Annotated in this window: 11 protein-coding genes; 7 read left to right on the top strand and 4 right to left on the bottom strand. The window is 70.0% G+C overall.

Annotated elements, in window-relative coordinates; genetic code table 11:
- Positions 1–64 precede the first annotated feature (64 nt).
- Positions 65–706 (top strand): DUF305 domain-containing protein, encoded by a 642-nt coding sequence (locus KCH87_RS13325; protein ID WP_210586232.1) that lies wholly within the window; start codon positions 65–67, stop codon positions 704–706.
- Between the two features lie 12 nt (positions 707–718).
- On the opposite strand, the gene KCH87_RS13320 is transcribed toward KCH87_RS13325, so the two are convergent.
- Positions 719–1,180, bottom strand: coding sequence for a DUF6214 family protein (locus KCH87_RS13320; RefSeq protein WP_210586321.1), 462 nt, complete (start codon positions 1,178–1,180; stop codon positions 719–721).
- 200 nt (positions 1,181–1,380) lie between these two features.
- Between KCH87_RS13320 and KCH87_RS13315 the strand changes: the two genes are divergently transcribed.
- Together KCH87_RS13315 and KCH87_RS13310 are read left to right on the top strand one after the other, a co-directional pair.
- The gene (locus KCH87_RS13315; RefSeq protein ID WP_210586231.1) at positions 1,381–2,724 is read left to right on the top strand and encodes an FAD-dependent oxidoreductase; all 1,344 of its coding nucleotides are present in this window, start codon (positions 1,381–1,383) and stop codon (positions 2,722–2,724) included.
- A gap of 106 nt (positions 2,725–2,830) precedes the next feature.
- Positions 2,831–4,216 (top strand): nucleobase:cation symporter-2 family protein, encoded by a 1,386-nt coding sequence (locus KCH87_RS13310; protein WP_210586230.1) that lies wholly within the window; start codon positions 2,831–2,833, stop codon positions 4,214–4,216.
- On the opposite strand, the gene KCH87_RS13305 is transcribed toward KCH87_RS13310, so the two are convergent.
- A complete protein-coding gene (locus KCH87_RS13305; RefSeq protein ID WP_210586229.1) occupies positions 4,139–4,489 on the bottom strand; it encodes a helix-turn-helix transcriptional regulator in 351 nt (116 codons plus the stop codon). The genes KCH87_RS13310 and KCH87_RS13305 overlap by 78 nt on opposite strands.
- A 124-nt stretch (positions 4,490–4,613) precedes the next feature.
- Here KCH87_RS13305 and KCH87_RS13300 point away from each other — a divergent pair, with 124 nt between their 5' ends.
- The gene (locus KCH87_RS13300) at positions 4,614–5,693 is read left to right on the top strand and encodes an NADH:flavin oxidoreductase/NADH oxidase (RefSeq protein WP_210586228.1); all 1,080 of its coding nucleotides are present in this window, start codon (positions 4,614–4,616) and stop codon (positions 5,691–5,693) included.
- 243 nt (positions 5,694–5,936) lie between these two features.
- Here KCH87_RS13300 and KCH87_RS13295 read toward each other — a convergent pair whose 3' ends face one another.
- Positions 5,937–7,205 carry a PHB depolymerase family esterase gene (locus KCH87_RS13295; protein ID WP_308298824.1) on the bottom strand — a complete coding sequence of 423 codons (1,269 nt, stop codon included), beginning with the start codon at positions 7,203–7,205 and terminating at the stop codon, positions 5,937–5,939.
- 377 nt (positions 7,206–7,582) lie between these two features.
- Here KCH87_RS13295 and KCH87_RS13290 point away from each other — a divergent pair, with 377 nt between their 5' ends.
- Together KCH87_RS13290 and KCH87_RS13285 are read left to right on the top strand one after the other, a co-directional pair.
- The gene (locus tag KCH87_RS13290) at positions 7,583–8,563 is read left to right on the top strand and encodes a polysaccharide lyase family 1 protein (RefSeq protein ID WP_210586226.1); all 981 of its coding nucleotides are present in this window, start codon (positions 7,583–7,585) and stop codon (positions 8,561–8,563) included.
- Between the two features lie 31 nt (positions 8,564–8,594).
- Complete coding sequence (locus KCH87_RS13285; RefSeq protein ID WP_210586225.1) at positions 8,595–9,377, top strand: pectate lyase; 783 nt, start codon at positions 8,595–8,597, stop codon at positions 9,375–9,377.
- Between the two features lie 74 nt (positions 9,378–9,451).
- Here KCH87_RS13285 and KCH87_RS13280 read toward each other — a convergent pair whose 3' ends face one another.
- Entirely contained in the window at positions 9,452–10,195 is a 744-nt protein-coding gene (locus KCH87_RS13280) for a PaaX family transcriptional regulator C-terminal domain-containing protein (RefSeq protein ID WP_247196123.1), read from the bottom strand.
- A 75-nt stretch (positions 10,196–10,270) separates the two neighbouring features.
- On the opposite strand from KCH87_RS13280, the gene KCH87_RS13275 reads away from it, so the two are divergent.
- The gene (locus KCH87_RS13275; RefSeq protein ID WP_210586223.1) at positions 10,271–11,938 is read left to right on the top strand and encodes an acyl-CoA dehydrogenase family protein; all 1,668 of its coding nucleotides are present in this window, start codon (positions 10,271–10,273) and stop codon (positions 11,936–11,938) included.
- Positions 11,939–11,972: the final 34 nt, after the last annotated feature.

Here is an 11,972-nt window from a genome sequence, read left to right as displayed (position 1 = left end):
GGTTCGTGCACGCCGAAGTATCGTCTTCATCATGCACATACCAACAGAGGGCAACAGACATGTAATGAAGCTTTTCGATCGACCGGCCACGGCCGCACTCGCCGCACTCGTCGTGCTCGCGCTGGCAGGTTGTGACTCCGGGTCAGACGCCGACCGGGCTTCTGCGAGCGGCCCTTCGGTGATCGCACCGGGCAAGCCCGGCGAGGAGAACCAGACGTTGTCCGCCGAGGACGCCGCACAGCAGCGCGTCGACGACGACTCCCCCAACTCTGCGGACGTGTCATTCGCCCGGATGATGATCGAGCACCACTCCCAGGCCCTGGCGATGACCGAACTCGCTTCGGACCGCGCCGAGTCGGCGAAGATCAAGAAGCTCGCCGAGCGGATCGCGGCCGCGCAGGGACCGGAGATCGACGCCATGAAGGGCTGGTTGAAGACGCACGGCGAGAAGGAGACGGGCGGCGGACACGACCACGCCTCGATGCCCGGGATGGCGACCGAGGGTCAGCTCCGCAACTTGCGCGCGGCACAAGGAAAAGCATTCGACCAGCTCTTCCTCACCCTGATGATCACCCATCACGAAGGGGCGGTCACCATGGCCACGGACGTGAAGGCGCAGGGCAACAACATCCAGGTCGAGGAGATGGCGGACGACACGATCGCCCAGCAGACCAGCGAGATCAACCGGATGCGGGACCTGCCCTGAGCTGAGCCCGCCTCAGCGGCGTGCATGACGCGCCGTCAGGAATCCCGCGTCACGGGCCTGGGCGATCAGCCGGAGCGATCTGCGCCGGCTGTGCCCGGTCGCGCCCATCACCGCGAGGACGGGATCGGCGCCCCCCTCCTGGGCCGCGCGGTACTCCCGAGCGACCAGCCACCGCCCCGCGATCCCGCCCGGCCACGCCGGCCGGGCACGCCTGGACGCCACCGGCTCGCCGCAGGGCTCCGCACCGCACACCTCGGACAGCGGGCCCTCGACCCACTCGGCGAGCACCGCGAGATCGTCGAGGGACAACGCCGGCTGCGCCCGCACGTCCTCGATGCAGACCCCGCCGCCGGACACCACGGCGAGCAGGTCGACCTGCGCCCCGTCCGGGAACGCCAGCCGCACCCCCCACCAGGACATCACGCCGCCGTCGGCCCCGTCTTGCCGCACTTCCCACGCGGGCCACACGGACACCGCACCGTCCATCGGACAACGATCAGAAAGATCAAGAAAGGATGCGTCCAACACACACGCAACGTAACCGCATGATCACACTCCATACGAACGAACACGCACGCGCGTGCCCGGTACAGCACCCTGTCAGCGGAGCATCAGCGGTGCGATGCTGGAACCATCAGCGATCTCCGACGGTCCCTCGGGTAAGGAGTTCCGCCGTGCTGCGTGTTGCCGTCATCGGCTCCGGGCCGAGCGGGGTCTACACCGCCCAGAGCCTCGTCCAGCTCCACTCCGGCGTGCTCGTCGACGTCCTGGACCGGCTGCCGTGCCCCTACGGCCTGGTGCGCTACGGCGTGGCACCGGACCACGAGAAGATCAAGTCCCTCCAGAACAACCTCCGGACGGTCCTGGAGCACGAGCGTGTGCGGTTCCTCGGCGGCATCGAGGTCGGCCCCGGCGGGGTACCGGCCGCGCGGCTGCGCGAGCTGTACCACGCGGTCGTGTACTGCGTGGGCGCCGCGACGGACCGGCATCTGGGCATCCCCGGCGAGGACCTGCCGGGCAGCTGGTCGGCGACCGAGTTCGTGTCCTGGTACAGCGCCCACCCGGACGCCACCGCCGACGGTTTCGTGCTCGGCGCGCGCTCGGCGGTGGTCATCGGCGTCGGGAACGTGGCCGTGGACGTCACCCGGATCCTGGCCCGCGGCCCGGCCGAGCTGAGCCCGACCGACATGCCGCAGGCCGCGCTCACCGCGCTGACGGCGAGCCGGGTGACCGAGATCAGCATGGTCGGCCGACGCGGCCCCTCCCAGGCCCGCTTCACCACCAAGGAACTGCGCGAACTGGGCGCCCTGCCGGACACCGACGTGACGGTGGACCCGGCGGAGCTGGCGCTCGATCCGGCCTACGCAGACCCGTCCGGGCTGCCCGCGGCGAACCGCCGCAATGTGGAGGTGCTGCGCGGCTGGACCGAGCAGCCGCCCGCGGACGCCCCGCGCCGCATCCGGCTGCGCTTCTTCCTCCGGCCGGTCGAACTGCTCGCCGATTCCGGCCGCGTGGGCGCGGTGCGCTTCGAGCGGACCCAGCCGGACGGACAGGGCGGGGTGACGGCCACCGGCCGGTACGAGGACATCGAGGCGCAGCTGGTGCTTCGATCGGTGGGTTATCGCGGCGTGCCACTGGAGGGCCTGCCCTTCGACGCGGCCACCGGCACGGTGCCCAATCTCGCCGGCCGCGTGTTGCGGGAGGACCTCGTCGCGCCGGGCGAGTACGTGGCCGGCTGGATCAAGCGCGGCCCCACCGGCGTCATCGGCACCAACCGTCCGTGCGCCAAGGAGACGGTGACCTCACTGCTGGAGGACGCCTCCGTGCTCGTACAAAAGGATCTGCCGGGGGATCCACTGACTGCACTGCGCGCAGAGGGGATCGAGCCGGTCGAGTGGTCCGGCTGGCAGGCGATCGAACGGGCCGAGGCAGCACTTGGGGCGTCACTGGGCAGAGGGGTGGTGAAGCTCCCGGACTGGCAGTCACTACAGAACGCCGCGCACGGCAACGCCGGTTAAGGGGCGCGGGGAACTGCGCGACCAGCCACACCCAGCCCGCAGCGAGAAACGACGCAGCAACACTCCCGAAATCAACAAACTGTTCAAGGAGTCTACGGTCCCGTCCATGACCGAAACTGCGCCCGTACACCCCGTCGACCAGATCCCGCCCAAACGCCACTTGGTCGCCTTCGGCCTCCAGCACGTCCTCGCGATGTACGCCGGCGCCGTCGCCGTCCCCCTGATCGTCGGCGGAGCCATGAAGCTGTCGCCCGCGGACCTGGCATATCTGATCACCGCCGACCTACTGGTGTGCGGGATCGCGACGCTCATCCAGTGCATCGGCTTCTGGCGCTTCGGTGTACGGCTGCCGATCATGCAGGGCTGTACCTTCGCGGCCGTGTCGCCGATGGTGCTGATCGGTACGACGGGCGGCGGACTGCCTGCGATCTACGGGGCCGTGATCGTCGCGGGACTGGCGATCATGCTGCTCGCGCCGGTCTTCGGGAAGCTGCTGCGCTTCTTTCCACCGCTGGTCACCGGCACGGTGATCCTGATCATCGGCATCTCGCTGCTGCCGGTCGCGGGCAACTGGGTCGCGGGCGGCGCCGGGGCGGAGGACTTCGGGGAGCCGAAGAATCTGGCGCTGGCCGGTTTTGTGCTGGTGGTGGTGCTGGCCGTGCAGCGGTTCGCACCGGTCTTCCTCAGCCGGATCGCCGTACTGATCGGCATCGTGGTGGGCCTGGCGGTCGCGGTGCCCTTCGGCTTCACGGACTTCGGCGGGGTCGGGGACGCGGACTGGGTCGGCGTCAGCACGCCGTTCCACTTCGGCGCGCCCACCTTCGAGGCGTCGGCGATCATCTCGATGCTGGTGGTGGCGCTGGTGACGATGACCGAGACGACCGGTGACCTGATCGCGGTCGGCGAGATGACGGACCGCAAGGTCGAGCCGCGCTCCCTCTCCGACGGGCTGCGCGCCGACGGCTTCTCCACCGTCCTCGGCGGCGTCTTCAACACCTTCCCGTACACGGCGTACGCGCAGAACGTCGGGCTCGTCGGTATGACGCGGGTGCGCAGCCGCTGGGTCGTGGCGGCCGCGGGCGGCATCCTCGTGCTGCTCGGTCTGCTGCCCAAGCTGGGCGCGGTGGTGGCGGCGATACCGGCGCCGGTGCTCGGCGGCGCGGGTCTGGTGATGTTCGGGACGGTCGCGGCGAGCGGCCTGCGGACGCTGGCCCAGGTGGACTTCAAGGGCAACAACAACCTGACGGTGGTGGCCGTCTCGGTCGCCATGGGCGTGCTGCCGGTCGGCGTGCCGACGATCTACGAGAAGTTCCCGGACTGGTTCCAGACGGTGATGACCAGCGGCATCAGCGCGGGCTGTCTCACGGCGATCGTGCTGAACCTGCTCTTCAACCACCTTCCCGCGAAGGCCGGTTCAGCCGCCCAGCCGGACGGCCTGCCGGGCGGCGGCGTCGAGGAGGGTGTCGAGAAGTCCCGGGAAGAGGTCGTCTAGGTCGTCCCGGCGCAGGCCGTTCATCTTGGCCGTGCCCCGGTAGATCTGCCGGATCACGCCGCTCTCGCGCAGCACCCGGAAGTGGTGCGTGGTCGTGGACTTGGTGACCGGCAGGTCGAAGTGCGAACAGGAGAGCTCGTCGCCGTCGGCGGCGAGCTCTCGCACGATCCGCAACCGCATCGGGTCGGAGAGCGCATGCAGGATGCCCTCCAGCCGGATCTCGTCGCGCGCCGGGTGCGGAAGATCACGACTGGTGGTGGCGGCGATGGTCACAGCGGCTCCAGTTCGTCGGTAGTGAGCTCATTGTACGAAGGGTCTCGTAGTTTGACACCTCCCGTACTACGATGCCTATCGTACGAGTCGCCCTTCGGCCCCGTGACGATTGGAGCAGCTCATCATGAGCGCCCTCTTCCAGCCTTTCCGCCTGCGCGATCTGACCGTCCCGAACCGGGTCTGGATGGCCCCGATGTGCCAGTACTCGGCGGCACCGGAGGGCCCGGACGCCGGGGTCCCGAACGACTGGCACTTCGCGCACTATGCGGCGCGCGCGGCGGGCGGCACGGGACTGATCCTCACCGAGGCCACCGCCGTCGCTCCCGAGGGCCGTATCTCGCCGTACGACCTGGGCATCTGGAACGACACCCAGGTCGAGGCGTTCCGCCGGATCACTCGCTTCCTGGTGTCGCAGGGCACGGTGCCCGGCATCCAGCTCGCCCACAGCGGGCGCAAGGCCGCGACCGACCGCCCCTGGAAGGGCGGCGCGCCGGTGGGCCCGGACGCGTACGGCTGGCAGCCGGTGGCGCCGAGCCCGGTCGCGTTCGACGAGCGGCACCCGGTGCCGGACGAGCTGACCGTGGCTCAGATCCACGAGATCGTCGGTCAGTTCACGGAGGCCGCCCGCCGCGCCCTCTCCGCCGGCTTCGAGGTCGCCGAGATCCATGGCGCCCACGGCTATCTGATCAACGAGTTCCTCTCGCCGCACTCCAACCACCGCACCGACGCGTACGGCGGCTCGTACGAGAACCGCACCCGTTTCGCCCTGGAGGTCGTCGACGCCGTACGGGAGGTGTGGCCGGACGACAAGCCGCTGTTCTTCCGTATCTCGGCGACGGACTGGCTGGACGACGGCGGCTGGACCGCGGACGACACCGTCCGTTTCGCCGCCGACCTCCAGGCCCATGGCATCGACCTGCTCGACGTCTCCACCGGCGGCAACGTCTCCGGCGCCGGCATTCCGACCGGCCCCGGCTACCAAGTACCGTTCGCCGCCCGCGTCAAGGCGGAGACGCCCCTGTCCGTCGCCGCCGTCGGCCTGATCACCGACGCCGAGCAGGCCGAGAAGATCCTCGCGAACGACGAGGCCGACGCGGTGCTCCTCGGCCGCGAGCTGCTGCGGAGCCCGTCCTGGGCCCGGCACGCGGCCCGCGAACTGGGCGGGGACGTGCACGTGCCGGACCAGTACCACCGCTCGGTCTGAGTCCCCCAGGGGTTCCCGTCCTCCCCAGGGGGTACGACACCCCCGGGGAGTGCTCCCTCAAGGTCAGGGCCGATGCCTCCGTGGGCACGATGTGCCGGGCCCGGTCGGCAGCGAGGCTGATGGCATCAGGCATGAGGAGGGCGTCATGAACCGCCAGACCCGTATTCGCCCCGTCCGTCGGCCCACCAGCACGCGCGACACGACGATCGACCGAAGGACACCCTCGGGGCGCATCCTGCCGTACTAACCGGTCGTGCAGGCCGTGCCGTTGACCGTGTGGGCGGACGGCGCCGCACCGCTCCCGGTGTGGCTCGCCTGGTAGCCGATCGTGACGCTCGCGTTCGGGGCGACGCCGCCGTTGTACGAGGCGTTGGTCGCCGTCACCGCTCCGGAGGCCGGTGCGTACGTGGCACCCCAGCCGTTGGTGATCGTCTGACCGGCGGGCAGGGTGAAGCCGAGTCGCCAGCCGTTGATCGCGGTCGTACCGGTGTTGGTGATCGTGACGGATGCGGTCAGGCCGGTGTTCCAGGCACTGACCGAGGTGGCCACGCGACAGGCGCCGGCCGGCGGTTGGGGCGCCGGTCCGCCGCTGTCCAGGCCGAAGAACGTGAGCACACGGGCGGCCATGCCGTAGCTGTACAGATTGTGGCCGACGCCCTGGAGGCTGATGGCCTCGACGGGGGCCTGGTCACCGGTGGCGCCGTAGCGGGTGCGGGTCCAGCCGGACTGGGGCGAGTCGGTGGCGGCCGGGGTCTGACTGACACCGCGTACGTTCGTCCACTGCTTGATCTCCTCCCCGAAGTTGGGGTAGCGCAGCACGTCGTCCTCGGTGCCGTGCCACAGCTGCATCCTTGGCCGGGGGCCGGTGTAGCCGGGGTAGGCGGCCCGCGCCAAGTCGCCCCATTCCTGCGGCGCGTGGGTCACGGTGCCGTTCGCACACGCGCTGTTCCATTCGGAGCCGTCGGTGGTGGCGAAGCAGCCGAACGGCACACCGGAGAACGCGGCGCCCGCCGCGAACACATCCGGATAGACGCCCAGCAGGACGTTCGTCATCATCGCGCCGGAGGAGATGCCGGTGGCGAAGATCCGGCCCGTATCGGCGTCGTAGGTCCGGGTCACCCAGTCGACCATGGACTTGATGCCGACCGGGTCGCTGCCGCCGTCGCGGCGCAGCGCCTGGGGCGAGGAGACGTCGAAGCACTTGCTGGCGCGGGTGACCGACGGGTACACGACGACGAACCCGTAGCGGTCGGCGAGCGAGGCGTACTCGGTGCCGGAGTACATCGCCGGTCCGGAGCCCGTGCAGTAGTGCACGGCCACCAGGACCGCCGGGTTCGCGGTCACGCTGTCCGGGACGTACAGGTACATCTGAAGGTTGCTGGGGTTCTCGCCGAAGCCGGTGACCTCGGTGAGCGTCGCGCTGGGCGCCTGGGTGCGGGCGGCGGCCGGGGTTGCCGTGAGGAGCGCCGCCGCCAGCAGCGCCGCGAGCGCTCCGCAGAGCGTGCTGAGCACGGAACGAAGCGGTCTGCGCGCAGTGAAAACAGGCACGTGGTGGTCCCTTCGTGATGACGGCTCGTGGGGCCGTCGACGCGGGCATCGACGGGGCATCGCTGAGGGAGCATCAGGCATGGTGGCATGCACATGGCCGTCATGGAAGCGCTCCCACGCACAGTTCGAGGTCCGTCGGCCGCTCACCGGCGATGTCCGGATGCGTTCTGCGCGAAGCGTTGACCAGAAAGCGCTTACCCTCTACGTTCCGTTCAGCAGGCTGAACCGGCCGACTCCCCCTTCAGGCCGGAATCAGCGGCGCGCTCCGCGCGCAGCGTTCAACATGGCGCACGTCATTCACAAATACGTCCAGACAAGGCCTCCCGAAGGGACGCACCCGCATGCGTACAGGCCCCCTCCGTACACACGCGCAACGAACCACCCTGGTGACGGCCGCCGCGGCCGCCCTCGCGACGGCGGCCGCCCTCGCCCTTCCCCAGCCGGCCGGCGCCGCCGAGACCTCGCCGGTCGGATTCGGTGCCGGCACGACGGGCGGCGGCAGCGCCACCGCGGTCACCGTCTCGACGCTGAGCGCCTTCCGGACGGCCGTCACCGGCAACACCGCGAAGGTCGTCCGGGTGAACGGCCTGATCTCGCTGAGCGGTCAGGTCGACATCGGCTCCAACACCACGGTCCTGGGCGTCGGTTCGGCGTCCGGGTTCACCGGCGGCGGGCTGCGGCTGAAGGAAGTCACGAACGTCGTCGTCCGCAACCTCAACATCAGCAAGCCGGTCGCGCCCGCGGACGGCATCACCGTGCAGGAGTCGACGAAGGTCTGGATCGACCACAACGCCTTCTCGGCGGACCGCGACCACGACAAGGACTACTACGACGGTCTGCTCGACATCAATCACGGCGCCGACAACGTGACCGTCTCCTGGAACACCTTCAAGGACCACTTCAAGGGCTCGCTCGTCGGACACAGCGACAACAACACGAGCGAGGACACCGGGCACTTGAAGGTGACGTACCACCACAACCACTTCGGCAACGTCTACTCGCGCATCCCCAGCCTGCGCTTCGGCACCGGCCACTTCTACAACAACCACGTGGACGGCGCCGACACCGCCTGCCACTCGCGCATGGGCGCCCAGATGCTCGTCGAGAACAACGTCTTCCGTACGACGAAGATCGCGGTCACCACGAACCGCAGCAGCGACGTCGACGGATACGCCAACCTGCGCGGCAACGACCTCGGCGGAGCCGCCACCGAGGTCTCGCAGGTCGGCAGCTTCACCGCCCCGCCGTACGGCTACACGGCGGAGCCCGCCTCGACGGTCGTCTCCTCGGTGACGTCCGGCGCGGGCGCCGGAAAGATCTGACCAGCCCCCAACTGGAAGAAGGCATCGGGACATGACTTCACCAGCACTGCCGCGCGCACGTCGGCGCGCACTGACCGGCACCGTGGCCGCACTCGGCTTCTCGTCTGTCATGATCATGACACTCGGCGCGCCGCCCGCGAGTGCCGCCACCTGGCCGACGCCCACCAGCAGTCAGCCGGTGAGCTCCACCATCTCCGTGTCCGGCGTCAGGGACGGCGGCATGGTGCGCTACTACGGCAGCGGCGACCTGGCCGGTGACGGCCAGGAAGAGGGCCAGGACCCCATCTTCGAGCTCGCGGCCGGCGCGACACTGAAGAACGTCATCATCGGCGCGCCCGGCGCCGACGGCATCCACTGCGAGGGCAACTGCACCCTTCAGAACGTGTGGTGGGAGGACGTCGGCGAGGACGCCGCCACCTTCCGCGGCGGCTCCACCTACACCGTGACCGGCGGCGGCGCGAAGAAGGCCGCCGACAAGGTCTTCCAGCACAACGGACCGGGCACCCTGAACGTCTCCAACTTCGCCGTCAGCGAGTTCAAGACGCTGTACCGCTCGTGCGGCGACTGCTCCACGCAGTACACGCGCAAGGTGAACCTCAGCAACATCGAGGTGACCGGCACGGGCTCCACCGCACGGCTCGTCGGCATCAACGTCAACCGCAACGACGTGGCGACGCTGCGTGGCATCACGATCCTCAACGACGCCGGTCGCAAGGTCATCCCCTGCCAGAAGTACAACAACAACACCGCGGTCGGTACGGGCCCCGACAGCACCAACTGCCTGTACTCCACCTCGGACATCACCTACAGGTAGCCCCCGGGCGATCTGACCGCGGTGAAGGCGGCCGTCCGAAGCGTCCCTGCACGGCGCTTCGGACGGCCGCCGAGTCATGCCCGGTGCTCCCGCACCGTGTGCGTGAACTCCCGCTGATAGTCGGCGTACGCGGCGCGCAGCGGCGGGCCGGGCCAGTCGGCGGGGAGAAGCTCCTCGGGCAGGACGGGATCGAGGAGCAGATGCCGTACGACGGCCGCGAAGGCGGTGAACCGGTCGGCCGGGCGGTCCACGCGCGCGATGTGGCCGAGCAGGGCGTGGGCCGTGCCGGCCCAGGTGTCGAGCGGCCACAGGACCGGTACCAGGTCCTGTGCGGGCTGTTCGGGGCGGGTGGTGAAGGACCGGAGCACCGTTTCGAGCTCGCCCGGGAGCGAACGACGGAGATTGGCGGGGCGCAGCCAGACTCCTTCGCGCAGTTCGGCGAGGCGCAGGGCGGTCAGCCGGGCTCGTAGTTCGGCGCGTTCGGCGGGACCCCGGCCCGTCGCGGTGATCACGGCCATCTCCCAGTCGCCGCCCCACGCGCGCGTGCTGGGCTCCACGGCCTCGTCCTGACGGCGCTGGCGCTCCAGCAGCCGGTCCCCGATGCGGTAGCCGGCATCCGTGCGCCGCAGGTCTCCGGCGGCCGTCATCCGGCTGAGCGCGGCCCGCAGGGTGGAGCCGCCGACACCGAAGGGTTCCACCATGCGTACGAGGTCCTTGACCGGCATCTCGGGTGGATGTGTGCCGAGAAGCAGACTCAGGACGACCGAGCGCGCCGAGAGCGGGCGCAGCTGCGGCTCGTCTGCCTGGACCGTTCGCATGGGGACGTACTGTACGGACCGGATCGGCATGTTGCATGATTGCCGCGACCGCAGAAAAAGTGCAACACTCATGGTATGGCCTCGATACTCGCGTATGAAGACGGCCCCCTGGGCTCCGCCACGCATGACGTCACCAATCAGCCCCCTCCCCTGGCCCCGTACGACGCGTCCGCCGATACGGCCCTCATCGAGGGGCTGCACCGGGAGGGCGCCGGGTGGGCCGAGGAGGGGCTGCGGCGGCTGGGGCTGCGGGCCGGGAGCGCCGAGGCCCAGGAGTGGGGCGAGCTGGCCAACCGGCATGAGCCCGAGCTGCGCACACACGACCGGTACGGCAACCGCGTCGACGAGGTCGAGTTCCATCCGAGCTGGCACCACCTGCTGCGCGTCGCGGTCACCGAAGGGCTCGCCGCGTGGCCCTGGTCCGAGGACCGGCCCGGCGTCCATGTCGCCCGGACCGCGGGCGGGTTGGTCTGGGGGCACACGGAGGCCGGGCACGGCTGTCCGACGTCCATGACGTACGCGGCCGTCCCCGCGCTGCGCCGTCAGCCGGAGCTGGCGAAGGTCTACGAGCCCCTGTTGACCAGCCGGGAGTACGACCCCGGGCTCCGGGTGCCGACCGAGAAGCGGGGCCTGCTGGCGGGCATGGGGATGACCGAGAAGCAGGGCGGCTCCGACGTCCGCACGAACACGACGACGGCGACGCCCACCGCCGAGCCCGGCGTGTACACGCTGCGCGGGCACAAGTGGTTCACGTCGGCGCCGATGTGCGATGTGTTCCTGGTGCTGGCGCAGGCCCCGGACGGTCTGTCGTGTTTCCTGGTGCCGCGCATCCTGCCCGACGGAACCAGGAACACCTTCCGCATCCAACGCCTCAAGGACAAGCTGGGCAACCGCTCCAACGCCTCCTCCGAGCCGGAGTTCGACGGGACCGTCGCCTGGCTGGTCGGGCCCGAGGGCCAGGGCGTCAAGACCATCATCGAGATGGTCAACTGCACACGGCTGGACTGCGTGATGATGTCGGCGACGTTGATGCGCCAGACACTCGTACAGGCGGGACATCACGTGCGGCACCGCAGCGCGTTCGGCGCACGGCTGCTCGACCAGCCGCTGATGCGCAACGTCCTGGCCGACCTGGCGCTGGAGTCGGAGGCCGCCACGACGCTCACGCTGCGCCTGGCGGGCGCGGCCGACCGGGCCGTGCGCGGGGACGCCGGTGAGGCGGCTTTCCGCCGGATCGCCACCGCCGTCGGCAAGTACTGGGTCACCAAGCGGGGCCCGGCCTTCACCGCGGAGGCCCTGGAATGCCTGGGCGGCAACGGCTACGTGGAGGAGTCGGGCATGCCCCGCCACTACCGCGAGGCTCCCCTGTTGTCGATCTGGGAGGGGTCGGGGAACGTCAACGCCCTTGATGTGCTGCGGGCGTTGCGCCGGGAGTCCGCTGCCGCGGACGCGCTGTTCGCCGAACTCGCCCTGGCGCAGGGGGCGGACGCCCGTCTGGACGCGGCCGTGAACCGGCTGCGGGGCGCGCTGTCCAAGGGGTCCGAGGCTGGCGCCCGGCGCCTGGTGGAGCAGATGGCCCTGACCCTCCAGGCTTCCCTCCTGGTCCGCCACGCCCCGTCCGCGGTCGCCGACGCCTTCTGCGCGAGCCGGCTCGGCGGCGACTGGGGGCACGCCTTCGGCACCCTTCCCGACGCGGCTGATCTGGACGCGATCCTGGAGCGGGCCCTTCCGCAGACGAACTGACCGGATTGCACACAGTCACGCCCCGATTCCGCTT

It is taken from the genome of Streptomyces sp. GESEQ-35, assembly GCF_017948485.1.
In the GTDB taxonomy this organism is placed as follows: Bacteria; Actinomycetota; Actinomycetes; order Streptomycetales; family Streptomycetaceae; genus Streptomyces.
Note: the sequence above shows the minus strand (reverse complement) of the source record. Positions and strands in the feature narration are given on the sequence as shown.

Bases quoted from the DNA above. Each gene is read 5' to 3' on its own strand.
- KCH87_RS13285 (WP_210586225.1), top strand. From the start codon at position 8,595: ATGACTTCACCAGCACTGCCGCGCGCACGTCGGCGCGCACTGACCGGC.
- KCH87_RS13300 (WP_210586228.1), top strand. From the start codon at position 4,614: ATGAGCGCCCTCTTCCAGCCTTTCCGCCTGCGCGATCTGACCGTCCCG.
- KCH87_RS13280 (WP_247196123.1), bottom strand. From the start codon at position 10,195: ATGCGAACGGTCCAGGCAGACGAGCCGCAGCTGCGCCCGCTCTCGGCG.
- KCH87_RS13275 (WP_210586223.1), top strand. From the start codon at position 10,271: ATGGCCTCGATACTCGCGTATGAAGACGGCCCCCTGGGCTCCGCCACG.
- KCH87_RS13310 (WP_210586230.1), top strand. From the start codon at position 2,831: ATGACCGAAACTGCGCCCGTACACCCCGTCGACCAGATCCCGCCCAAA.
- KCH87_RS13325 (WP_210586232.1), top strand. From the start codon at position 65: ATGAAGCTTTTCGATCGACCGGCCACGGCCGCACTCGCCGCACTCGTC.
- KCH87_RS13290 (WP_210586226.1), top strand. From the start codon at position 7,583: ATGCGTACAGGCCCCCTCCGTACACACGCGCAACGAACCACCCTGGTG.